General features: G+C 42.0%; 20 protein-coding genes and 2 pseudogenes. 3 read left to right on the top strand and 19 right to left on the bottom strand.

What is annotated here, in order from left to right:
* Window positions 1-9: 9 nt before the first annotated feature.
* The 4 genes from MTO69_RS06515 to MTO69_RS06500 form a co-directional block, all read right to left on the bottom strand.
* Entirely contained in the window at window positions 10-1,503 is a 1,494-nt protein-coding gene (locus tag MTO69_RS06515; protein WP_248333750.1) for a methyl-accepting chemotaxis protein, read from the bottom strand.
* An 18-nt stretch (window positions 1,504-1,521) separates the two neighbouring features.
* The gene (locus tag MTO69_RS06510) at window positions 1,522-2,376 is read right to left on the bottom strand and encodes a diguanylate cyclase (protein ID WP_248333740.1); all 855 of its coding nucleotides are present in this window, start codon (window positions 2,374-2,376) and stop codon (window positions 1,522-1,524) included.
* Window positions 2,377-2,545: 169 nt separating this feature from the next.
* On the bottom strand, window positions 2,546-4,096 hold the full coding sequence (locus MTO69_RS06505; protein ID WP_248333738.1) for an alpha-glucoside-specific PTS transporter subunit IIBC: 1,551 nt from the start codon (window positions 4,094-4,096) through the stop codon (window positions 2,546-2,548).
* Window positions 4,097-4,151: 55 nt separating this feature from the next.
* The gene (locus MTO69_RS06500; RefSeq protein ID WP_248333730.1) at window positions 4,152-5,480 is read right to left on the bottom strand and encodes a 6-phospho-alpha-glucosidase; all 1,329 of its coding nucleotides are present in this window, start codon (window positions 5,478-5,480) and stop codon (window positions 4,152-4,154) included.
* Between the two features lie 185 nt (window positions 5,481-5,665).
* On the opposite strand from MTO69_RS06500, the gene MTO69_RS06495 reads away from it, so the two are divergent.
* The gene (locus tag MTO69_RS06495) at window positions 5,666-6,376 is read left to right on the top strand and encodes a GntR family transcriptional regulator (RefSeq protein WP_248333725.1); all 711 of its coding nucleotides are present in this window, start codon (window positions 5,666-5,668) and stop codon (window positions 6,374-6,376) included.
* Between the two features lie 80 nt (window positions 6,377-6,456).
* On the opposite strand, the gene MTO69_RS06490 is transcribed toward MTO69_RS06495, so the two are convergent.
* From MTO69_RS06490 to MTO69_RS06470, 4 genes and pseudogenes are all read right to left on the bottom strand, one after another.
* A complete protein-coding gene (locus MTO69_RS06490; RefSeq protein WP_248333718.1) occupies window positions 6,457-6,969 on the bottom strand; it encodes a hypothetical protein in 513 nt (170 codons plus the stop codon).
* A 12-nt stretch (window positions 6,970-6,981) separates the two neighbouring features.
* Window positions 6,982-8,088, bottom strand: coding sequence for an XRE family transcriptional regulator (locus MTO69_RS06485; protein ID WP_248333714.1), 1,107 nt, complete (start codon window positions 8,086-8,088; stop codon window positions 6,982-6,984).
* Window positions 8,089-8,604: 516 nt separating this feature from the next.
* Window positions 8,605-9,348 (bottom strand): IS21-like element helper ATPase IstB, encoded by a 744-nt coding sequence (gene istB, locus MTO69_RS06475; protein ID WP_248333700.1) that lies wholly within the window; start codon window positions 9,346-9,348, stop codon window positions 8,605-8,607.
* Window positions 9,345-10,256 (bottom strand): annotated as a pseudogene (locus MTO69_RS06470) (IS3 family transposase); the annotation flags it as partial. The pseudogene MTO69_RS06470 and the gene istB, both read right to left, overlap by 4 nt.
* Window positions 10,257-10,329: 73 nt before the next feature.
* On the opposite strand from MTO69_RS06470, the gene MTO69_RS06465 reads away from it, so the two are divergent.
* Window positions 10,330-11,370, top strand: coding sequence for an IS110 family transposase (locus MTO69_RS06465; RefSeq protein WP_248333697.1), 1,041 nt, complete (start codon window positions 10,330-10,332; stop codon window positions 11,368-11,370).
* 246 nt (window positions 11,371-11,616) lie between these two features.
* Here MTO69_RS06465 and MTO69_RS06460 read toward each other — a convergent pair.
* The 10 genes and pseudogenes from MTO69_RS06460 to MTO69_RS06415 all read right to left on the bottom strand — a co-directional run.
* Window positions 11,617-11,880: pseudogene (locus MTO69_RS06460) on the bottom strand (transposase); the annotation flags it as partial.
* A 343-nt stretch (window positions 11,881-12,223) separates the two neighbouring features.
* Window positions 12,224-12,820, bottom strand: a complete 597-nt coding sequence (locus tag MTO69_RS06455; RefSeq protein ID WP_248333695.1) for a hypothetical protein — start codon at window positions 12,818-12,820, stop codon at window positions 12,224-12,226.
* A gap of 176 nt (window positions 12,821-12,996) precedes the next feature.
* Entirely contained in the window at window positions 12,997-13,593 is a 597-nt protein-coding gene (locus MTO69_RS06450) for a tyrosine-type recombinase/integrase (protein WP_248333694.1), read from the bottom strand.
* A gap of 175 nt (window positions 13,594-13,768) precedes the next feature.
* Entirely contained in the window at window positions 13,769-16,183 is a 2,415-nt protein-coding gene (locus MTO69_RS06445; protein ID WP_248333691.1) for an AAA family ATPase, read from the bottom strand.
* Window positions 16,184-16,583: 400 nt separating this feature from the next.
* Window positions 16,584-16,781 carry a phage protease gene (locus tag MTO69_RS06440; protein ID WP_248333688.1) on the bottom strand — a complete coding sequence of 66 codons (198 nt, stop codon included), beginning with the start codon at window positions 16,779-16,781 and terminating at the stop codon, window positions 16,584-16,586.
* Window positions 16,782-16,936: 155 nt separating this feature from the next.
* Window positions 16,937-18,283, bottom strand: coding sequence for a hypothetical protein (locus MTO69_RS06435; protein ID WP_248333686.1), 1,347 nt, complete (start codon window positions 18,281-18,283; stop codon window positions 16,937-16,939).
* Between the two features lie 167 nt (window positions 18,284-18,450).
* Window positions 18,451-18,801, bottom strand: a complete 351-nt coding sequence (locus tag MTO69_RS06430) for a hypothetical protein (protein WP_248333684.1) — start codon at window positions 18,799-18,801, stop codon at window positions 18,451-18,453.
* Window positions 18,802-18,976: 175 nt separating this feature from the next.
* On the bottom strand, window positions 18,977-19,522 hold the full coding sequence (locus MTO69_RS06425; protein WP_248333681.1) for a GNAT family N-acetyltransferase: 546 nt from the start codon (window positions 19,520-19,522) through the stop codon (window positions 18,977-18,979).
* Between the two features lie 185 nt (window positions 19,523-19,707).
* Window positions 19,708-20,685 carry a DUF2860 family protein gene (locus MTO69_RS06420; protein ID WP_248333679.1) on the bottom strand — a complete coding sequence of 326 codons (978 nt, stop codon included), beginning with the start codon at window positions 20,683-20,685 and terminating at the stop codon, window positions 19,708-19,710.
* Window positions 20,686-20,893: 208 nt separating this feature from the next.
* Complete coding sequence (locus MTO69_RS06415; RefSeq protein ID WP_248333677.1) at window positions 20,894-21,553, bottom strand: CatB-related O-acetyltransferase; 660 nt, start codon at window positions 21,551-21,553, stop codon at window positions 20,894-20,896.
* Between the two features lie 474 nt (window positions 21,554-22,027).
* Here MTO69_RS06415 and MTO69_RS06410 point away from each other — a divergent pair, with 474 nt between their 5' ends.
* A complete protein-coding gene (locus MTO69_RS06410) occupies window positions 22,028-22,996 on the top strand; it encodes a GlxA family transcriptional regulator (RefSeq protein WP_248333673.1) in 969 nt (322 codons plus the stop codon).
* 288 nt (window positions 22,997-23,284) lie between these two features.
* Here the strand turns inward: MTO69_RS06410 and MTO69_RS06405 are convergent, their stop codons facing one another.
* Window positions 23,285-24,430: a serine hydrolase domain-containing protein gene (locus tag MTO69_RS06405; protein ID WP_248333672.1), complete on the bottom strand. Its 1,146-nt coding sequence runs from the start codon at window positions 24,428-24,430 to the stop codon at window positions 23,285-23,287.
* Window positions 24,431-24,541: the final 111 nt, after the last annotated feature.

Raw genomic sequence — 24,541 nt, 5'->3', positions numbered from 1 at the left:
CCTAAGTTCTCAGTCTGTTTTGAATTTCTTAAGACCCGACCTAATATCCCCACTGAGTCTATCTAGCATCTCAGTCTGCTCACCTACATGAAGCGCATTCTGCGTAACTTCTTGAGTAGTCGTATTGATGTTCTCTACTTTTTCACTTACATCAGATGCTACCGCGTTTTGCTCCTCGGTTGCCGTTGCGACTTGCGCATTCATATCAGCAATAATCGAAATGTTTTCCAAAATATCAGATAACGCTTCGAGCGCTTTGTCTGACTCCTCCAACGTACCTGACAAACGATCACTCGTTTTGTTCATCTGCTCGCCAGCTTGCATGGATGCTGTTTGTAACTCTCGAATAATTTCTTCAATTTCCTCTGTTGAATTTTGAGTGCGTTGAGCAAGTCCTCGAACCTCATCAGCAACAACAGCAAAGCCTCGACCTTGCTCACCGGCTCTCGCAGCCTCAATCGCTGCGTTCAGCGCCAAAAGATTGGTTTGTTCAGCTATTTCTTTAATCACTTCTAGTACAGTATTAATGTGAGCACTTTTTTCTCTCAGCTCACCAATCGTCAATGACGTTTGCTCTATCTGAACACCAAGTTCCTTAACATCAGACACTGTTTTGCTCACAACGTCACTTCCTGACTTCGCTAAGTCGCTACATTGGGCCGTTTTTTCAGACGTTTGCACTGCGTTGCCAGAGACTTCTTCTGTCGCACTGCTCATTTCGCTGAGCGCCGTTGCTACTTGCTCCACATCAGCAGACTGACGCTGCATCGATTGGGCGTTGACATGTGCACTCTGCTTGATATCGCTTGAACATACCACTAGAGCTTCTGTAGATGTCGCAATATTTTGAACAAGTGATTGCAAATTAGCGACAAAACTATCGAAGCTTGCTGCCAGTCGACCGATTTCATCATTTGTTGTGATATTTAATCGCTTAGTCAAATCACCACCACCTTGAGCGATCTCATGAAGTGCCAGCGCGACCTTTTCGACGGGTTTCACAACAATCTGTGATAAAACGATCCAACTCGTTGCAAGAATTGAAACGAGTAACGCGCCACCCAATAGCAGCAATACCATCCTCAATGCCTGCAACAATGTATCATTCGCATCTAGGCGATACTCTATCTCCAACGAACCGACCTTTTTATCCCCTCCCCAGAAAACATCGACCGTTTGGGTTTCAAGTACAGACTTCGAAGCTGACTCTTCAGCGCTTGCCTCTGCCAATGCTTTACTACGATGATCAGAGACTTGGATACTTTGGACATGTGGGAATGCCACAAAAGAATCGATAATGTTGGTGATGAGCGCTTGATCATATGCAAAAACTGGCTCTTGCAGTACGATACTCAACGTCTGGTTAGTGTCTGTTATGTCGCTTTGTAAAGACTTATCAAGATAACCCTTCGCGACATAGTATGTAGCTATAAAAGCGACTATCATGACGACGAGTGTTACCAGTGACAAAAATGTCATCGACTTTTGTTTAATAGAGTTCATTATTCTTCCCTGTGATGATTACAATTTGGAAACGTCAAGCCAGAATTCTTTTCGGTCAAAAGGGGTCTCCTCATGCATATATGGGTTAGGAATACGAAATACCATTCTTTCTTTTAAGTTCGCTTTTGCTAACACTTCCTTAATCATTGGATGGTTGAAGAAGAGATCATCAAAGCTACCATCTTGAATTGCCATCTCGAATCCATTGTAAATATCGTCATGCAGCGTTTGATTGTTCGGGCTGACGAAAAAGTACATAGCGAACGGATAAACCAACATGACATTTTTGTCTATGGTAAGGTTCAACTCTGGACGAGAGTCAACTTCACTCCAAGGCTCATGGACTGCTCTCGGGAAATAGTCAAAGCGTCCACCTTCCAACATGGGGAATAGATTGGCGTACTTAATGGTAGTAATCGTTGGTATCTGTGCAGCTTTTAATACTTTTGTATCACCCCAAAAAGTGCCTTGTCCTGCATCAAAAGCTTTAAGTTGATTCAACGTTTGAATAGAAGCAAACCTTGCTTGGTCTTCCTTACGAATGATAAAGATACGGTGCCCCAGCAGCCCTTTTAAGATAGGAATTCTAACGGTGAGCATTTTTTCTTCCTTATCAGGCGCGGCACCAGCCCACATAACATCTATATTCCCGGAAATTACCTCCTCCATTAAGCGCGCTTCATTATACTCTTCAGTAGCGGTGGAGAACTGAACATTCGGACGTGTTTTACTGAGTGCCAACTTGAGTATATCGAAGACAATCTCCTCTTTAAGGCCTTCTACTTTTCGGACAGTTACTGTATCGGCGTGCGCCAAAGGATTCAGTGATACACTGATCACCAATATGAATAGAAACGATAATTTCTTAATCATGATGACATTCCATTGTCTAGCTAGGTTTATAAAACTGTAACATACTACTAAGGTAGTACATATTGACATTTTTGTTACAAAGACGTTTATGTGATATGGCAGATTAAAATAGGTGAGGCAGTTTCTGCCTCACCTATGAGTCAAACTTCAGGAGCAAATTGGGGGGATGTTATGCCTTTATAAGTTGACTCATATCTTCACGAACTTGGGGAACCGTTAGGCCCACAATAATTTGGAGGCTTTCTTTATTACGCACCACATTTACTGCTCCGTGCGAAGTAAAGAAGGCGTTATCTTTGACCAAGCTTACGTCTTTAACCTTAACTCGCAGTCGAGTAGCACAGTTAGTCAAAAGCTCGATGTTCTCTTTGCCACCAAGACCTTCGATAAACGCACTCGCCTTTGACGTCTCCGTACCTAGTGAATCTGATTGTTTACCTTCTTTGTAGTCCGCTTTTGAATACAACTTGGTCTCAGCGCCTTCACGACCAGGCGTTAGAATGTTGTACTTCAAAATAAGCGTTCGGAAGGTAACAAAGTAGATCGCAGTGAACAGCAAACCGACTAAAATTTGCAGCGCATAAGTTCCAGCATGATTACCCGCCAGTGGCAGCCAATTTTGAAACACAAAATCAATCAGACCTGTCTGAAAGTTTCCAGATACCCCAAGCATAAAGGCAATGGTCGCCATGGTTGCAGATAGAACAGCATGCAATGCAAATAGTGCAGGAGCAATAAACAAAAAAGTAAACTCAATTGGTTCGGTGATCCCTGTGAGAATAGCGGTAATTGCAGCGCCTAACACCAAGCCCATAACCATCTTTTTGTTTTCTTGTTTGGCTACTGAATACAATGCTAAAGCAATCCCAGTACAACCAAATACCTTGCCCATACCTGTGAGCATCAGCCCACCTTGTGGGAACTGAGTGGTCAGGCTTTCCGAGCTCTGAGCAAAGCTTTGCATGTTCTCAATCCAATAGGCGACCGTACCACCATCAACAGCGACTGGACCATAAAACACCGGGCCATACACAAAATGATGTAAACCTGTTGGAATCATGATGCGTTCGAGGAACGTAAACAACCATACCCCCAATGAGCCCGCATCGACCAAGAATGTCTGTAAGTTATTAATACCATGTTGAATACTTGGCCAAGTAAAACAGGTGATAACAGCCATGGCAATCATCATTGGAAAACTGATAATAACCACTAGTGGTGTACCCGCAAACACAGCAGCCCAATCGGGAAGTTTCTTGTCAAAGAATCGGTTGTGTACCCAAACAGAGATACTCGCGATTAAAATTGCACCGAGTAAATTGGTATCTAACGTGAGAATGCCGCCCACTTCAGTAAGACCACGTTCTCCAGCTGCGTAAGTCACCCCTAGTTCTGGCCCCCAGAACTGGAGAATACCGCCAATCACGTAATTAAAAGTGATATAGGAAACGAGCGTAGCTAATACTGCTCGACCTGAAGCTTTTTTTGCTAGGGCTATAGGTAAGCCGACAGCAAATATCAGCGCCATGTTCTTAAATACAGCCAGTGATGCCTGTAGGATAATGGTCGATACTTTTACCCAGGCACTACCTTCTTGCGCCCAGGGAAACACGTCCTGATTGAGTAATACTACAGATAGCCCAAGTAACATACCTGCGGCAGGAAATAAGAGTACGGGGACAAACATCGCTGCCCCAAAACGTTGGATAATATCTTTCATGTCAACCTCTTGTTGCGACTAGGAGCCCACTTACTGAGCTCCAGTCATCCATGTGTTATTGAAAAAATTGTGGAAGGTAGGCTTTATTTTCTTCTAGTAATTGTTCTGTGATAGCTTTGGCTTTCGGTACATTGACCACGGTACGATTAAGGGTCAACGCGTTAATCAGCTTTTGCTTGCTTCCTTCGTACCAGGCATCAACGACTAACTTTTCATAGCCGAGCTGACTCTCAATCATCGCTTTTTGGAAAGTAGGTATTGTTCCGACACTAAACGATTTTGGGCCTTCATTCGTCAATGCTGCGGGTACCTCAACCATGGCGTCGTTTTGTAAGTTAGAAATAGCGCCATTATTGGGAACAATGACCAAGTAAACATCATTGAGGTTGTAAGCAAGTGACGAGGCCACTCGGACCATGTAACGACCATGAATGTCTGCATGCAGAGTTTCATGTGCAGTTGTCCCTGCATCGATGATACGTTGATTCAACTCAAAAACTCGTTTTTCTCGTCCGTTGATCACCTGACGCGCGCGTGTATTATTGATGTCTTCTTTCGCGACCATTTTTTCAGGATAGAGATAATATTGAAGGTAAGTGTTGGGTAGATACTCTGGATTATCCTCAAGCATCACCTGCATATTTTTAAAGGTCGCCTGCCAAGATGGATCATCAGCAATCTCTGAATCGACCGCACTAATCCCCTGCTCTAAAATGATTTTTTTGATTCGTCCAGTTAAGTCTTCGCCTTGTTTATTGCGAATTTTGGTAAACCATCCATAGTGATTGAGACCAAAATACTCAGGAACAAAGTCCCATATCTCACAGCCAAGCAATTGCGCATAGCTGACCATGATCGCCGCAGGCATGTCACAAATATTGAGGATTTTCTTATCGTGGGGAAACTCGCGATTTAGGGCTTCAGCTACGATTGCAGCAGGGTTCGTATAGTTTAGAATCCAAGCTTCAGGGCAATACTGACGAATGTCGTTAACCAGTTCAATCATGTCGCCTATTGAGCGTAATCCGTAAGCCATGCCACCCGCTCCGCAGGTTTCTTGACCAACGCAAGAGTTTGAGAGTGGAATTTGCTCATCGCGTTCACGCATGGCCAACCCGCCAGTTCGAATCTGTATAAAGAAGAAATCAGAATCAGCAAAGGCGACTGATTTATCAGTGGTGTAAACAAACTCTTCGACTTCTGGATACTGTTCACGCAACAAGATTTCAGTCGCCAGTGCATTTGACTGTTGACGCTCTGCGTCGATGTCGTAGAACACCACCTTCCTAAGAGGAAAGTTTTCCTTCTCGGCAATCAAGCTGTTTATCATTCCAAGTGTGTAAGTACTACCGGCACCGACAATAGTAAGATTTTGGCGTTTCATTGAAAGACCTCTGGTAAATGACTCTAGTTATTAAGTTTGACTTAAGTATTAATACTTTTAAGATACTTTTAAAGAAAAAAGTCACACAAAAAGATCATCGGTCACAAAATCAATCTCATAAAAGACTTAAATTTGTGCTGCGATCACAGAACCCTGATAAGATACACGGGTAATTGAGAGGAACTATGAAACCAAAATACATTGAAATCGCCGAGTATCTTGAGAATCAGATTAAACAAGGTGTTTTAGCACCTAAGTCAATGCTTCCTAAAGAGAGTGTTCTGCAAGAGCAGTTCTCGGTCAGCCGTGTAACGATAAGAAAAAGTTTACAAATCTTGGTCGACAATGGACTTATTTCTCGCTCGCGTGGGAGTGGCACTTATATCAATGACCTCAAAGCGCAGCATGACGCGCTGCACCTATTAGGCTTTATCGAAGAGGTGAGTCGACAAGGAAAAACACCGAGTTCTAGAGTGGTAAAGTTTGAACTGAAAAAGCCGACGTCAATCGTAGCAGACAGGCTGGAGCTTGAATTCGAGGATGATACTTTTGAGATACATAGGCTTCGGTTAATTAATGACGAACCAGAAATATATGAAATCACTCATATGCCTGCCAGCCTTTTCCCGGACCTAAGTATAGCCGTTATGTGTGGCTCTAAATATGACTATATCGAAGCTGAGAAGGGACTGACTATTTCCAAAAGCAGGCAATCAGTCAAACCCTACTTACTTGACAAAGATATGGCAAATCATCTTAACGAGAAGGTCAATTCAGCCATTTTGAAAGTCGAGTCAACAGGCTACCTCAAGTGCGGAACGCCTTTTGAGTACACTATCAACTATTTTAGACTAAACCAGTATAGTTTTGACTTTACATCGACACGCGATAAATAAGTAAACCGTACCAACGTTGACAATTAAACAGAATTCGGGAGACTCTCTATGTAGACTTCCTATTGGAAATCTATATAACGTCAGAGAGCACCCAGCTTTATCGAAGTTTTGGTTCTTGAATTCCAGCTCTCAGTGTAATTCTCCTTTAACTTCGATTTAAGCTGCAACGAAGTAACGCTTAGCATTGTTTCAAGAGAAACCACAGAATCTAAATAGCCAAGAGCGTGAGTCGTCCTCATTGCAGCTTTATCTGGGCTACACAATAACCAACACTCTTTATCTAATGAGGTTGCATACGTGATTAGGTCCCTTTCTCCAGGATCCAAATCCATAATTTTCGCCTTAGGGTACTTCATACTACATAAAAGCACATCTTGTTTTGTTACATCGTGTACATTATGAAAACTACCTTTTAAAGGTCCGTAAGCAATTGTTGATCCGTAACGATTACAGTAACCATTTTGCGTCTCTTCTAAAACTTTGGTTACAGTATGAAGCTCAAATTCTTGCGTTAAGTGTCTCCAACACGCCAATCTATGGGATTCTAAAATTACGTTAGTATCTATCAGAACAATATCGCTAGACTTAATCATCACCAACACCCCTCATAGATCAAATGGGGAATCTTTCCCATAATCTCTAAAGAGCGAACTTAAATCATCAATAGACACTTTCAAGGTTGATGAAACTTTGCGCACCGATAGGTATCCGGTATCTATGGCTTTGTATAGATAGTCCACAAATTGAGAATTATAAAGCTTCGGAGTCTCTAAACTGACAAGATCTCCGTTATTAGTTAGTAAGCTATCATCCAACCTACCGACTTCTTTGTTCGTTAGCTTTTTAAGGCTTTTCAGACGCCATTTCATCGCTTGAGATGAAACGCCAAACTTTGTAGCAAGTACATTTATAGAATCTTCATTAATAGATTCTAATGAGTTAGAGAAATGCTTTTCTATATTGTTTTTAGGCATCAATAATGCGCTTGCAAATGTATCTGCCAACTTTTCTTCATGGGGCTTACTTGTAGAAGAGTATGCTTTTTCAATATACGCTGGAGGTATAGCATCCCATGTCAAGCAGTGAAATGTTTCATGAGCGATATCAAAATTTCTACGGCCAATAACTTCATTTCTGTTGGCTAAAATTACAAACATATCATTCAGCTTAGTCGCAGCACCTGACACAGAGCTTGGCATATCCAAGTAAAGTGTAGCAATATTAAACTTATCGAATAACTGACTTTCAAGTCTCTCAGCAGGGTAATCACCAAGTTCTAGTTCATCAGCTAACGATTGGCCAATGTTTTCTGCATCTACAAAGCTGCTAGTTTTTTTGATTCCAATCTTAGGTAGTAGAACACTTGATTTCTTTGTTGAAAACTCTTTGTGTAAATCTCGATATAAAGCTACGACCCGGTTGGTGTCTACTTCGAAAGACTCTAAAGTATCTAGCGAAGAATCAGTCTGTCGCCAAGAGTATACAGCCTCACCAACTAATGAATAAGGGTCAACAAACTCCTCAAAGTCGACATTTAAGTAGTCTAACGCCTTTAATAACTCTTCAGGCTTTAAGGCTCTTTCATACTTCTCAATCGAAGAGAGCGTTTGACGAGCGTTAAAGCCCATAGCTTTTGCTAGCTCTTCTTGATTTACGTCCTTGAGAACTCTATACGCTACAAGTCTTTCGACCATTGAATCTACACTAAACATGATACTGACCTATGTTGATTAGGTTGCACACTTTAATCTTGCATTACTAAGAATGCAAGATTTAATTAAGTTTATATGACTTCCTTTAAAAATCAATTTAGCTAAATTGCTTTCTTATAACATACGCATTGCTGAGAAACACTTAAGCATACGTTGTTTTGACGGTTCATATACACAATACAGAAAGCCTGAATTTTGGTGGGTAAAGAACGCTCAGAATCTATGTTGCGACGCTGATGCCCAGCTAAATACCAACCAATAATTCATGATTACGCACACACTAAATCGTATTGAGAGAACGTGAACAAGCAAAGAACATCTCTACGGCTACACATTAACCAAAGAATCCCTTTGTAGCCCTATCCCGCACCTGAACGCGCCACTCCAACCACTCGTTGATATCGCTTTCGAGCCAAGCGACTGTCCTTAAACCAATGGGAACACGTGTCAACGCCAGTTTAAAACTGACCCACTTATCGACGTTATCGCCGAAGTAAAATTGACCCACCCATGTAATTAACCTTTACCTTTAGATAGACTTTCTAGAACCGCTGGTATGGTTCCAGCCGCCTTCTTTCCTTTTAATCGATAGCTTTCACCGCTGATCTGTACGATGTGTGAGTGATGAAGAAGCCTATCGAGTAATGCGGCCATTAATGTCGTATCGTCAGCGAACGCATTTGACCATTGAGAGAACGGCAAGTTACTGGTCACGATAATACTGCCTTGCTCATAACGTTTGGCGATGACGTTGAAGAACAAGTTGGCCTCTTCTCTGCCGAACGGTAGATACCCGATTTCATCGACGATAAGCAGTCTGGGAGCAAGTACACTGCGCCTCAAGTAACTGTCTAGTTTACCTTGAGCTTTCGCAGTAGAGAGTTGGAGCATCAAGTCTGCTGCCGTGATGAACCGCGTTTTTAGCCCTTTTTGGACAGCGAGTTGACCAAGACTCACAGCAAGGTGACTCTTGCCGACGCCACTAGGTCCAAGTAACACCACGTTTTCCTTTTGCTCTATGAACGCCAGCCCTGTTAGTTCCTTGAGCTGTTTTCTCGGGGCTCCCGTTGCGAACTTGAAGTCATAATCATCGAACGTTTTATCCATCGGGAAGCTGGCGAACTTAGTCAGTGTGACTCTCGTGCGTTCTGCTCTTACTTCCAGCTCTGCGTTCAGAAGTGACTCTAAGTAATCGGCTAGGCTCAGTTCACGACTGTTGGCGACTTCTGCCAGTCTCGGCCATTCCTGTGTAGTGGTCAACTAAAATTGGCCACGGTTTTAGAGTTTTCCCAATACAGTCGTTCAGACTCATTGGGTGTTAGGCCACCATTATATTGATGTGGCCTGAGTTGGCTGTAATAACCTGTGATGTATCGAGTTATATGTTCTCTCGCTTCGCTAAAACTCCGATAACCCGACACTGGTATCCATTCTGTCTTTAGGCTTCTGAAGAATCGCTCCATAGGACTATTATCCCAGCAATTTCCTCGCCGAGATAAGCTTTGCTTGATTTGGTAGCGCCACAACAGTTGCCGATAAGAACGACTGGTGTAATGACTTCCTTGGTCGCTGTGGAACATCACGCCTTTGGGCTTACCTCGTGATTCAAACGCCATAGAGAGGGCTTTTCCCGTCAACTTGCTATCGGGTGATACTGACATCGCCCAACCAACTGGCTTTCTCGCGAACAGGTCGATGACAACAGCAAGATACATCCAGCGCTGTCCCGTCCAGACATATGTCACATCACCGACCCAGACTTGGTTGGGAGCGGTAACGGCAAATTGTCGAGACAAATGGTTAGGGATCTCTACGTGCTCTTGTGATGCCTTTCGATAACGGTGCTTCGGTGTTTGGCAACTTACCAACCCTAATAATTTCATCATCTTAGATGCTCGATAACGTGTCAGTCTTATACCTTGAGCCGTTACCATATCGGCAATGCTTCTCGCACCCGCAGAGCCGTTGCTTGCCGTATGAACTTCTTTAATAAGACTTTTTAGCTTCACCAACTCTGGAGAAACACGCTTAGGGCGACGACGCCAGTATTTGTAACTGCTGCGGTGGACACTGAACACATGACACAGGGTGGTTACGCTAAAGCTCTGCCTGAGTTTCTCGATTATCGAGAGTTGTTCAGTGAGTCCGACATCAAGAGAGCTGTAGCCTAATGGGATGGTCTGCTCCTCCCTTAGATATCTATACTCAGCAAGGGAGAGCGCAAAAACAAGGAGACCGACCATGTCTAGTTCAAATGTGCATATCTACGGTATCGACCTAGGAAAAAACTGGTTTCACATCGTAGCAATGGATCGTCAAGGGCATATTCTTTGGCGAAAAAAGCTTAATCGAAATCAGCTTAAAACCTTTGTGATTAACACTCCACCTGCCATTGTAGCGGTTGAAGCTTGTCCGGGTTCCCAATACTGGGGAAGATTGTTTAATGATGCAGGGTTCTCAGTAAAAATTATTCCCGCTCAGTTTGTTAAGCCGTACTTAAAATCAAACAAGAATGACTTCAATGATGCTGCCGCAATCGCTGAAGCAGGCAGTCGTGGCACTATGCGCTGTGTTTCTCTAAAGACGCACGAACAACTTGCCTTACAAGCGACTCATCGAGTAAGGCAGCGTTTTATTGTTGAGCGCACAGCTACTGTGAACCAAATGCGGGCTCTACTACTTGAATACGGCATTACCGTTCCTGTAGGGCGTAAAGTTTTTGAACGTAACTTACCTAACATCTTAGAGGATGCGGAAAATGGACTTCCCGACTTTATTCGTGCTTTAGTGTTTCGCTTGCGAGAGCGTTGGCAACATCTAGATGTTCAAATTGATGAGATGAGTGTGCAATTACAACAGGCCTCAATTGCGTCAGAGAAGTGCCAACTTATATCCAGCGTTCCAGGTATTGGCCCAATTGTCGCCACTGGGTTAATTGCAGCGGTTGGTTCAGGCACTCAATTTAAGCGAGGCCGAGATATGTCGGCATGGTTGGGCTTGGTTCCCCGACAGTATTCCACAGGCGGCAAAAGCAACCTTGGTGGTATAAGTAAAAGAGGTAACGTTTATCTACGCCGTCAGGTGATACAAGGGGCTAAAGCCTTAAAGATACACATGAAGCGAGACAAATCCGCACTCGGGCAGTGGATAGCCAAGTTAGAGGCGACACACCATCACCATGTTGTTTTAATTGCCTTGGCTAACAAGATAATGAGAATTTGTTGGAAGGTATTGACCTCAGGTCAGGAGTATCAACCTTATCCAGCTTCGGCTGCGAATTAGTATATAACGAATTATATTTGCCATAGATTTTGCGAGATACAAGCTGATGACAGAAGCGTTAAACCCACGATGTTGAAGCCTGGCTAAAAAAGCAGTCTTTTATGACTGAGCGCTTTATTAGGACAACGACGTGCGGATCCCATCAAGGCCAGAACACTAGATGGTTCACAAACAGGCCGGATACATTGACGCAAACGTATTCTGACAGCGAGCTTATACTTGCAAAAACGGAGCAGACCATACATTTTTTAATATTTCATTGTGCTCTTCAAGGCGAGCAAGTTTCTTCTTCAGCTCCCGTATCTCAATTTGCTCTGGCGTCATTGGTGAGGCTTGAGGAGTTACCCCCTTTCTTTCTTGCTTAAGCTGCCTCACCCACTTATCCATTGTCGATTTACCCACCCCCATGGCTTTGGCGGCTTCAACAACGGTGTAGTTTTGGTCGAGAACAAGTTGAGCTGCTTCGAGTTTGAATTCTGCACTGAAAGTACGTCTGGTACGCTTGGTCATAGTTTCACCCATCATGCTATGAGGTGTATCTTAACACCTCTAATCAGGTGGCCAAATTCACTATGCCACTACATAACGAGGCTTCGGCATGAAATCAAAGTCTAGAAACCTTGGTTCAAACCTCTTACGTGCGAGAGAAATAATCTCAATTCCTGCATCTAAAAACGCCCCCCACAACAAAATAAAGGGCGTTTTGCTGTCTATTTTGAGCAACAGGAATCAGATCTTGTATTTTGCCTCTTTCATTAATTTATGTATTGAAAAGCTCTCTGATTGTCTAGCTAACAATACTAGATGGTAACTCATTTGGGGGCACAATCGTCTTACGTTTCAGCCGCTATCTTCAGCCGCAATCAATTGTGTTCTCAGTAACAATCCACCGCCTTTTGGGGCTAATAATGTTAATTACCCCTAAAGCAGCATCGATATTAACTTCCCTAAAATGAACATTCTCAGGCGCATTTTTAAAGAATGATCTAACGTCAGATTCTGCTTGAATGAACCCCAAAATAACAGGAGTCGGAATACTAAGATTCCGCAACTTTGCCGTATCTCTCAAACACGATTGTAGTCCAATGTTATCCCCCAATTTTCGGAACTTAATTTCTATTCCAACAAATACAGGGCAGTCGTATAGATGGACATCAAAGCCTTTGTGATTACGCACAGGATGAAACGGAGCCTTTTCAACATCAAGGAGAGCAATATCTAGCCGACTTAGGTACTCAGAATTAACGATAGAAATATCATATTCATTCAGAGGGTTACCGCCTCCAGCGATCCTTAAGACGTCTGGAATAGCATGACGAAGTCGAGTAAAAAGCTCGCCTTGTATGTCTGATTCAAACAAATATCGAAAAGGATTACTTTGAAACTGCCGCAGGAAGCTCAAAACCTCGGAGTTCAGTGTTTGTAGGTTATTAGCATTTGAATGAAACATATGCGACCCTGTATGAAAATAGGTAGTTTTGGCTAATTCAATGACTATCTAGCTACTCTACTGGCATAAGAAAAAATAAGTCAATTAACACGAGGATGAAGTGTGGTGTTAGCTTGATATAACACGAAAAGGGGTACAGGCTTTTCAGAAGAAAAGCCTGTGGCAGCTCCTGTCTGTCAGTAGTCTGTTTTCTCAGACAACCTCAGAGCGTCTTCTAGCTCAACGTCAAGGTATCGAATAGTGTTATCTAGCTTCGAATGACCAAGTAAGATCTGTACGGCCCTGATGTTTTTCGTTCTGGCATAGATTAAAGTGGCTTTGGTGCGGCGCATGGAATGAGTGCCGTAATAGTCAGCATTCAGTCCCAGTTTTGCAGCCCAATTCCTGATAATTGAACGATAGAATGAGTAGCTGATAGGTTGCCCAGTGCGTCGGCTACTCGGGAATAGAAAACTGCTTGCCTCTAGAGATGCTGCAAAAATCCATCGGCTAATACTTTGCTGTGTTCTCGGAGTAATCTCATAGTGGACATCGGTGCCAGTTTTTTGCTGGATGCACTGAACCCTTTCATAGATAACTCCTTGCGAAGAAACATCGTAAACGTGTAGTTTTAGCAAATCACTCGCTCTTAACTTGCTATCTATAGCTAGGTTCAGTAGTGCGAGCTGCATCAGATCATTTTCAATCTCTAGCCTAGTTCTGATCCGCCAGCTCTCTTCAAGCTTAAATGGCCTTTTGATGCCACTGCATTTTCCAGATGATAACTTTCTCATGATGACCTCCTCTCAGTGTTTTTGGTCAACATGAAGTTTGGCAGTAACATTTAGTAGGGTTCAGGAAGATCTGAAACGTCGGTGGACATAAATGAGTTATGGGAGCGGGGAGTAATGCCCGCATTTGCGGCTGGTTTAGAGCGAAGCGGAAAACCCGTCAGACAATATGAGCTTGTTAGGCATCTTCTACCCCAACACTTTGAAGTAGCGCCGAATACTGGTCTGGATCTTTTTCTTCAATTTTCCGCAATATAAAACTTGCCGTTGTCTTCATCTCAGGCACATCAATAGGCGAAACACTTCTCTCAAATACCCCCTCTAAATGGGAATACTCATTGTTTATGCGATCCGTTAGTGATGATGCCAATACATCATCTCCGAAAAAACGCGACAACTTATCATCTTTTCCTGAGGCATTGGGGTATTTGTAGTACAAGAATGCTTCAAGAAACTTGCGGGCATTGTTTCCAAAGTTGTAGTAGCAATCATGATTTTCATCACACTCGACCTCGGCATGAGCGCATTTATAAATTTGATGAAACAGAAAGTTGAATTCTGTGACGTAGTCTTTGAGGTAGCGGGGCATCAATGTAATGTTGCTGACTTGATTCGTTCGGGTAATGATAAAATATTGAGACTTTTTTTTATTCAAAGCGCCGGGTAGCCGCTTCAGATACTTCAAAAAATCCAAATTGTGAGTCGAAATAAATAGCTGCTTAAAACGGTCACGTTCCTTGGTCTCTCCTCCATCTTCATATTTCTCTGGCGTTACAATCTCTGCATTAATAAGGCTGTAAACAAAAAAGATATGGTTTGCATCCAAGCTGGAAATGGGATCATCGATCCAAATGATTGGCTGGTTACCTTTAGTCTCTATGTCTTCAAGCTTGGCCATGAAGTAACAGAAAGCTATCAGGCTGCATTCACCTTCGCTGAGATGGAATGCTTTTTTGTCGTTTCGAGTTACCTCAAATCGATATCCAGATGACGCGTCCCCTGGATTTTCTTCAATGGCTTTTAGTGAGAGAGACTGGTGGCCGAAAAAATTGTTCAGATAATCGTTTACCCTATCAGCACCCTTGCTTTCATCTTTTAACTGAGCCTTCAGTTGAGCGATCTTTTCTCGTTTTACATCAACTTTCTCTTTTACAGTGTTTTTTGCTTCCTTCGCTTCACCCTTAGCCATATCCAATGCCTGAATGGCCGTACACTCGTCTTCATACTTAATGTCGTTTATGAATGTATAGACCTCATGGAGGCGAAGAGCCGCACGAGCTTCAGATTGGTCAGCGCTTAGTGAAGCTGTAAGCTGGTTAGATTCGTTTCTGAGCTCCTCATACGAATCCCTGACCGCATTCAAAGCATCTTCAATAGTCTCAGATGTTTTAAACTCAAGAGGCGTAAAAATGTCATCTCTTCGTTTTTCGACCTGTTCTTTTATCGAGTCCAGACTCTTACTGTAAGACTCTGATAAGGTCGACAACTGTTCTGCCAATGAATCCAAGTCTGCTGTAAAGCTAGAGTAGAAATCCGAGTTTTTGATTTTCAGTAGATTAGGAACTCGGGAGCGCTCACGTTCAATCGATCCAAGCAGGGTTTCCAATGCTTGACGAAGCTCTTCAGACTCCTGATTAAAATGCTTGTCCAGTTTCTCCCACAAATCTTCAGGAAGGTCGCTGCCACAAAATGCGCACTTATCTCTTTTCTCTTGATGGTGACCCCGACCACTCCTCACCCACGAGGCCAAAGCCGCATCGTTTAGTAATTCCTGAATTGGGTCAGAAGCCTGAATCTTTTTTTCAATGAGCTCTTTAGCCTTTGAAGAGATAGCAGAGTATTGAAGATTGAAAGTTGATGATTCAAGGATTTCCGATTTGGGCTCTTCTCTTAGGAGGTCGTGAAACTTGCCCACCTGCTCATCAGTAAGCGGAGAGTAAGTGTCTTTAGTAACAGTCGAGATGTCTGCCTTTATTTTAGGAACATTGTAGTTGGCGTCACCAAACGTTTTATTGTGCTTGATTCCAGTGCCTGCCTTGTTGGCTTTATCACGTAACTTGCCCTCCAATTCTGACGACTTTTCGCCATAGTCTTTTTGGGCTCCGTTGAATTTTTCTTCAGCCCCAAGGAGTTCTCCCAGCAGTCCAGACTTGTCCTCTTCGCTCCCAAGTTCGGCTTCATGGTTCTCGATTTCTTCCTCAAGCTTTGTGTTGTCTTCCCCCAAGATGGCGAATGAATTGATCGTCTGCTCGTCATCAACAATGAACCGAAGGTTGTCCCGAACAAAGTCCTCATTGAAAACCCGTACGATTTGACCATGATTACTTAATGAGCTTTGCGTGGCAGTGCTGCCGCCATCAAAAGACAACTGAAACTCAGGTGAACTATATTTGTCTGATATCGTGCCGGTTTCGAGAGCTCTGAATATCCGCGAGAGTGTTGTTTTGCCAGAGTAGTTGCGGCCATATAGTATATTTAAGTTCTTAAATTCTTCGATGTTATTACCAGCATCACGCACAGATGATGACCACTGAAAATCATCATAGACCGCCATATTTTTAATTGAGTCTATTTTTTTTATATGTCCGCTCATGTATGTCCTTTTTGATGATGCCTAACATCTTATTCCATATATTCCCTAATGACTCTAAAGCTAACATCTCCAATAGTGGGGTTCAATCAGATAGTTAACAGATCCAGAGCCTCACATACTGGCGCGAAAGATGGAACACACTTGCGGATACATAGAAACGGCAAAGGCTGGGTTTGTAACCAGTAGTTTTTGCTTGCTCCCTAACTAGGAATGGGGCATTTCTGAGTTACGAAGTGCCAACTGTAACGGTTCTGGACAAAACCGCGTCAGTTATATTATTAAATTAGTAATTAATGGATGACTTCAAGTATAGGAAACTTTGCCAAGCAAAAGGCAAGACTTGCCCTGATAGTAAATGGTAAGGCCGACACTACTAATGCCTATGATCTGTCCGTGCTTGTTAATGCAGGAACGCAGGGCTGATGTATTTGTAGTTTTCGCTGCACCAGTCTTGTTCCGGCGCAGGCTCGCCTTTCGGGCCTTTGAGTTCAGTGGCGTGTTCGATATCGAGAGGGATTTGGCGCTTTTTGTTTTTGAAGTGCTCTAGAACGGCAGTGGGGTTGTCGTTGTTAAATTGGCGGCCATCGTTCCCCGTCATTGGGCCAGCTGGCAAAGCTTGAGTTTTTCAGACAGTTTTCCTGCAGGCAGTTCAAACCAAAGTGATAGGTAAGTTTTGATGGTCATATCTGGCATCCAAGTGGTGGTTTGAATGCCAGATTACGGTTTTGAGAGTTGAGGTGAGATTAACGTTGGTTATTGGATTGCTTTAGTTTCTTCGTTGTTACGCGCTAAATCTTTTTGCATATGCAGTCTGAGGAGTTTCATCTTTGTTTCTAGTCGGGTTTTTACTAACTCGTCTCGACTAACTTCAACACTCTCGTACGACACATCTGTAATATCTCGTGCAGCTATCGAGATTCTATAAAAGGAAAGCCGTTGGTCGTGGATATCAATAAGTCTGTTTACACACCTCCTTAAACCTTCACCACACAGGGTTAAAATCGCCAGAACAGCCAAGGTAAAGGGGATGCGACTCAATATTACATCTATGACACTTTCAATTTTTCCTTTGTCGAATAAACTAATCAACTCCGTTGAACGGCTGAGTACAGAGACAGTAACAACTACGATAATACAGATCATTGAAAATGCTAAGCCACCATAAAAGAAAGTTTGCAATCGCGTCTCTTTGGTATAGTCCTTCAGATCCTCACTAAAAACATCAATGTCTTTTTCTAACTCTCTTAGAGTCGCTTTTTGATCAGCATATTGCATTTTCAAGTTCTTTATCTCATTCTCATAATCGGCTTTGCTTTGGGATAAAGTGTCAGTCTCTTCTCTGGCAGCAAGTAGTGCCGCCTTTGAGTCTTTTAGCTCCTCAGTAATCGATTGTGTTTCTGCTTCAGCTTTTTCATATGCGATTTCCTCAGCACGACAGTCTTTTTCAAGCTGTTTAATCCTTTCTTTAAGGATTTTTTCATCTTCGGTTAAATCGGCCAGAGTTGTTTTCCAATCTTCTTGCGCCTGATCTAAATCGGTCGATTTTTGTTCCAACTGGGTCAAATTGCGTGAGATGGCTGAACCTAAATTCTTAATTCGAGCACTAGCGACTTGTAGTGATTTAATTTGATTAGTTAACTTGTATCTATGCTTTTGTGGGAGGTTCAAATCTTTGAAGGAATATATCTGTATTCCTTTAATGATGAGTTCGCCATCTGGCGATGAAAAGCTGATAGATTTAATGAAGTTGTTGACAACAATCGTTGTTGAACCAGCATCGGTGCTAACTTTTTGTTCAACAGACTTAACTTCTCCTGACACCGTTTCATACGTTACAACCAGCTTCTTACTCAAGAAAACTTTTAGCTGTATCTCGACCGTAGATACGAAACTAGAGTGTTCAAGTCTTAAAGGGATTGGTTTTGCTTTTAGTTGATAAGAGTTTTCAAGAGAAGAGCTGGAGTTTGAACTAATTAAGTTAAGTAATTTTGAGTTCCCCAAAAAATTGGCCTTACTTAAGCTCGTTGTCCAAGATAACCCATACTGAATCCTATTTGTAGTTTTCAGTAAAGCTTCATACTCATCAAAAATTTCGTTCATCGTGCGTTTCCACCATATAGGTTTGCCTATTTTGCATATCCAACCATACACTTAGGATATGTATTCTAGTGACGTTTATAACTGTATGAAAACGTTTAAGTTCAAAAGAAAGCCCTAGCTCACGACATGAGCTAGGGCCGTATATAATTATCCATACATAAAGTCGATTACGCTGCGCTTTCTTTAGACTTATCTGATTGGGTGTTTCGTTTTTTACTGAACCAACTGAACAAGCCCGAGTTAGCGGCGGTACTTAAACCCTCATGTACAGGACTATTGTGTTCAGCACCATCAATCAATCGTAGAGGCGGAGCACCAAAAGCTAATATGGTGCGCTCAAAAACAGCTTGACTCACTTCATCTTCATAGAGTTTAGATTCTTCTTGAAAGCCTGTGTATGCACGGGCGACTGAAGCTTTATACGAGTAATCTTCAGATAATTTAAAGCATTTATTGATTTGGGAGGTTGCTACCCATGCAAACCACAACGGGCCACCCAGCGAAAGTGCTGATAGCATGGTTTTTATAAACCTCCAAGAACATAACACTTGTTAGACAACAAACTGACGTCTTTGATCCTCCAATGCTCTCGCATTTTCATACTTGCTCAACTGATAACCAATCAGCCAAGCCACATGAGGATGAACTAAGCAACAAGATTTTGCCGAATAGCGGGAATACTCTGTTATAAACTCACTCGGATGATTTTTGATGGGACCAACCCTCGTTACAGCCTGGGCTTTGCCACTCACGACGAACTAGCGAAAATAGTTTTAAATCAGTAAGTTTTCCACTGATGTAACGAGCTTCTTTCATCGTGCCCTCGTATCTAAAACACTGTTTCTTTATCAAATATTCAGACACTTCATTGCCGTCAACAATAACGGCTTGAAGACGATTCATAGAACTTGATTCAAAAAACAGTCTAATAAAAAGCCTAAGAGCTTCAGATGCATAACCCTTGTTTCTATAACCACTAAAAATTCGATAATAGACTTCTCTTCCATCTACATAGTGTGTGGTTTTAAAACAACCTATTTCGCCAACAACTTCCCCTGAGCTATCCTCGATAATCAACTTACCACAATTGTCTTTCCAAAAACCTGTTTGTCTAAATTCTTTTATATAATCCGTTTCAGAAATAAAATTAAGCGGTAGAAAATCACCAGGATCTTCATAATCAAACGACAAGCTGTAAAGCTTATCTAGATCTCTTTCCTTAACAATTCTGATACTCACCAAACTTCCTCTAATCAACATAACCACCTTCATTGTTCGCTAATATGCATGTGTTCGAATTTCGCCAAATCAATTGGATAGCCCAAAGGTCGCATATAAAAAAGCCTCTAGTGAAGACTTACTCAGAGGCTTGCAGGAACAAAAAACTAACCAGAGGAACCTATGGGATAGCAGTACTAGCAAAATTAAAACCTTAAGCTAACTCCACCTGACACTAAAAGCTGCGCGCTATCGTAAAACTGAATATTCGAGTCAGTCTCTCCATAACCTGCGAAAGAAACAAAGGATAGATTATTCCATCCCATAAACCGCTGATACTCGTGAGCAACAAAAAACCTAAGGTCAGTATCATTACGCACCAAACTGTAAACCGGATGTACCGCATCATAACTTCTATCCGTGTAGCCCATTGTTAGGGCAAGCTTATGACGACCATACAATTGGAATAAAGAAAGCTCGCCTGCTACAGAGCTATTGCTATTTGCCACTCCTTGAGCATCCGAGTCGGTGTAAATTACAGACGGACTCAAATACGCCCCTCGATTAAAATATATGCGGAAGCTGCTTTTTATGTATAAGCTATCAGAGTTGCGGTTTAGGAGAGCAGGGTCATACCCAGAATCTATACCGGAACGCTCATCATCGAGCTCTTGTTCCGAAATTGCTGTATCTATGGAAAAGCTGGATCCAGCAATATTAGATATCTTGAGTCTATATGCTACTCCTTTTTGTTCGGTAACCGTACGTGACGAATGCAGCAAAAAAGGATCCGCCCAGGTTTCACTAGGCACCGTAGTTGGGAGATAAGAAATGTCAATTACAGTAGAGTTGCTAAGTTGCTTTTTAAAGCCAAATTCCATGGCCAAGTTCCCTACAGCTACATCATCACGAGATGTCCCGAGGTAGACTTGTTTATCCAATCCCGCTCCAAAAGTAACGGCTACCAGCCCTAAAGGAAAAGCTTGAAAACTACTTTCACTTTTAGCCTTTTGATTAATATTGCTTAGAGTAGCATCATTATCAGTGTGCAGATTGGAGCTTGAAGAGATATAAGCGCTACTTATCGACAGCTCACCACTTAGCCCCCCAGAACCTGACAAACCGGCGTGAGTAAATGAGCTAGATAGCACAGCAAGTGCCACCCCTATGTTTCTTTTTGACATGTCAGAGTTCTCCTCGATTCCACTTTCCTCGTATCTGTCAACACGCTCAAGAAGCCTTTTAAAACATACGCGTGGACCTGATAACGAACTAATTAAACACTGCTTGCCAAATTAAATCATGACAGAAAGTACGCAAATCCAGCCAACTACAACTTTCAGGATCATTTTTAAGTATGTTTAATAGATAAGAATCACTCTGAAGCTTAAGCTATTTTAATAAGCCTTTTTGCTTTGCAAAGGCTAGAAGTCCAGAGATATCGCCTTCGACTAGAGTTGGAATTGCTTGTTCAATTATACTCACTTCCCAGTCCCACCACGAAAGTTTAAGAAGTGCATCTCGTTCTTTTTCGTCAAACCTTCTTTTGACCACTTTTGCAGGATTGCCGACAGCGACACTATATGGCGGAATGTCTATTGCTACTACAGACTTTGAGCCAACAATAGAACCATCCCCGATAGTTACGCCTGGCATAACTGTGACGTCATAACCCAACCACACATCATTCCCGATCACTGTGTCTTTGTATTGCTTAAAAGGGTAACATGACAAAGGAAGAGCATTTCGCCACTTTTGTCCGAAGATTGCAAAAGGAAAAGTAGTAACTCCTGAAATCGAATGATTTGCGTCAGGCATGATGAAACGAACTCCACTGGCTAACGCACAAAATTTGCCAATAAATAAAGAACTACCAGAAAGCCCAAAATTATATAGCACATTCTTGTTTAGAAAATCTGTCGGGTCTTCAAAGTCACTGAAATAACTATAATCACCAGCATGTACATTCTTCACATTGCTTCTTGCTATGAGAGGCTTGAGAAAAACTGTATTTTTAATGCCATCTATTGGAAAAATAACTTGTGATTCCATAAAAGTAGCCCTAAGTTTATTTATATCAATATTATTAATGGTTCTATTTCATTCAGCATGAGAAGTACACGCTGCGATGAAAAGTCATTTATTCGTCTAAACAAATGTATAACTAAACGCAGTTATATATTCACAACGTAGTTTCTCTGTATAGTCCCTTTCGCGCTGCAGATTCATAATCTGCTAGTCACAAATGACTCGAAGTTCAAGAAAAGTCTGCTTAAAACACAGGCAAGCCCTGAAAGTAAGATTGGTCAATTAGCTAAAGTACGGCCTAATAATTTCATGCGTTTGATAATTGAACATGCTTCGAATTAACACACTATCTTCGCCGCTGAACGTTAAAAGCTCAATGTGAAACATTTATGTTGTCCTTTTTAGCTGCAAAACTGTCTAAACTAGAATTTTCGTGCAAAGTCATAATGATAAAGTTATTATTAATGTTAATCAAAAAGTTCAAACGTGTGACCGACTATGAGATTAATTTTCTATTGCTCATATAACTTTCAGTTAATGGACTTATCCGGACCGGCGGATGTTTTTTCGATCGCAAATATTATTGAAGACAAAGCCTTGTTCGAACTAGTGTACGTTAGTGAACACGGAGGCTTAGTAAAATCGAACTCAGGTGTATATGTTCAATCTACTGCCATTAGTGAAATCAAACTTGAACCTGACGATTTTGTCTTTTTAATCAATAGCTTAGACATCAGAAAACCTAATAGCTCACGAGTTTCCAAGTTCATTCAACAAGCTTACCATCAGGTAGAAAGTATCTGTACTGTTTGTACTGGGTTGTTCACTCTCGGAAATGCACTACCCCGTGAGAGCTTTTCAGCAACAACACACTGGTTCTATCTTGATGACATACGTCGTATGTATCCAAACATTACCCTCAATCAGAAAGCACCGTATGTTCAAGACAACAAAATTTGGTCCTCTGCCGGCATAAGTACAGCTATCGATATGGCGCTAGACATTCTAGAAATAAAAACCTGTAGAGAACTCACGCAACACGTAGCAATGGCGATGGTGTTACCCAATAGGCGTAAACAATCCGATTCTCAACTCTCATTCTATCTAAAGATGCAGTTTGAATGCAGCAACTCAAAGTGGGAAGATCTGCTACAGTGGATACAGGAAAATATTGACAAAGAACTGAGTACAGACCACCTGTCTTCGTTCATGGCTATGAGTTCTCGCAATTTCACTAGACGATGTAAAGCTGAGTTTTCACTCACGCCTAAAAAACTTGTAGATAAAGTTCGTATAGAGACCGCCGCCGCGCTCATTCGTGATTCCAAACAAACTATTTCATATATCGCTTACCGTTGCGGGTATAAGCGAGAAGAAAACATGCAAAGAGCCTTTGTTCGTTATTTTGGCCAGTCTCCGAGTGAGTTTCGAAAAAAAAATATTAACCGCTCCCTCACAGGTGAATAAACACTACTAGCCTCTCAACGTATTTTTCGTGAGTTAGAATTATACTAAATGGTCAATTGTACTTTTACGCTTGTAAGCCATTTGACTGAGCCATATATGATAGTTAAAAAGTCCAAGCTCACTTGCTTAAAGAGATTAAACTAAATCAAGAAGCTATGGATTGCACCTAGTGACATCAGCCCATCACCGGAAGCCGTCGCAATTTAGTGGAACGTTACCAGAAACAAACCAGAAATGGAAAAACTGCTGCTCGATGTCTGAGAACATAGTAAATCCAATGAGACTTAATCAATGCGGCACAGCTTTGATATCTAAGTCTGAAAATAGATCATGAATAATTTGCTTTTCAATATTGGAGAAACTGCCTTCTGGACCAATCATGTCGACATCCGTATTCACCTGTATTGCTAACGTTAGGTCAATATCAGGGAAGTAGCGTAGGGATGATACATAACCTGGAATCCAGCCTAAATGGTGTAGGCTCTTTCCATAACGCGAAGATGCCTCTATATTAACTCCTAAACCATACAGAGTATCCATACCCTCAGAAACTCTAACGCCCATAAGCATTTCTTTCATACAACTCTTCGAGAGCAATCTACCAGACCATAGATCACGCCCCCAACGTACAAGATCTGTCGGTGTTGTAACCCAACCTCCGCCAGCCCCTTCGATTGCAGGATTCCAGACCAAATAACCTGAAAGGTCCATAGTTCTATCAGGTAAGCCAAAAGAATTAGCTGACGAAGTATAACCAACAGCCAAGCCGGACAGAAATCGCTTGTTTGAAGGTTCGGTCATGTGCAGTTTTTGAGGAAAGATAAAAAAGTCTTGGATAGTTTCTGTCCAAGGTTTGTTAAACTCCATTTCTAGTATCAGACCAGCAAGTAAATATCCTGTATCAGAGTAGGACCACCCCTCACCAGGTGAAAAAACTGGCTCCTTGTTAAGCACAAAAGCAACAAGCTCTTCTGTATTCATGGATGAACCCGTTTTCGACAGTTCGGTAAAACGCTGTCTAAATTCAGGCAAGTGAACATGATCAGCTAAACCAGATGTGTGATTAAGAATATTTCTTAACGTAATCATTGCACCGTTTGGTAGTTGAGAAAACCATTTTAAATGGCCCAACCATTGACTAACAGGTGTATCTAGCGAGATATCATTTTCACAAAACGCTTTCAATAAGGCAGCTGAAATAAAAGTTTTCCCAATACTAGCTGATAACATTCGGCTATCAGCCTTTATTGTAATATTCCGTTCAATATCTGCCATTCCTGAAACACGAGTTTCAATGTGGTGACCGTATTGAGCCCATGCCACAGAGACCCCCGGAACCAACTGCTCATTGTAAAAAGAGTCAATAGTTTCCTGTATAGAATCAGACAGCACAGTAAATGGAACAAAAAGCAGAAAAGTAGCTAGAGTACGCACATCAATTATCTCGAGATAATATTTATTTAGAGACCAAACTCATCTTTACAGACTAAGTACTATATATTTCTACATAGCACCATCATCAAAGAACATTGAAAGCTTGACTAA

It is taken from the genome of Vibrio sinaloensis (assembly GCF_023195835.1).
GTDB lineage: Bacteria > Pseudomonadota > Gammaproteobacteria > Enterobacterales > Vibrionaceae > Vibrio > Vibrio sinaloensis_C.
This window is presented reverse-complemented; position numbering and strand designations above follow the sequence as displayed.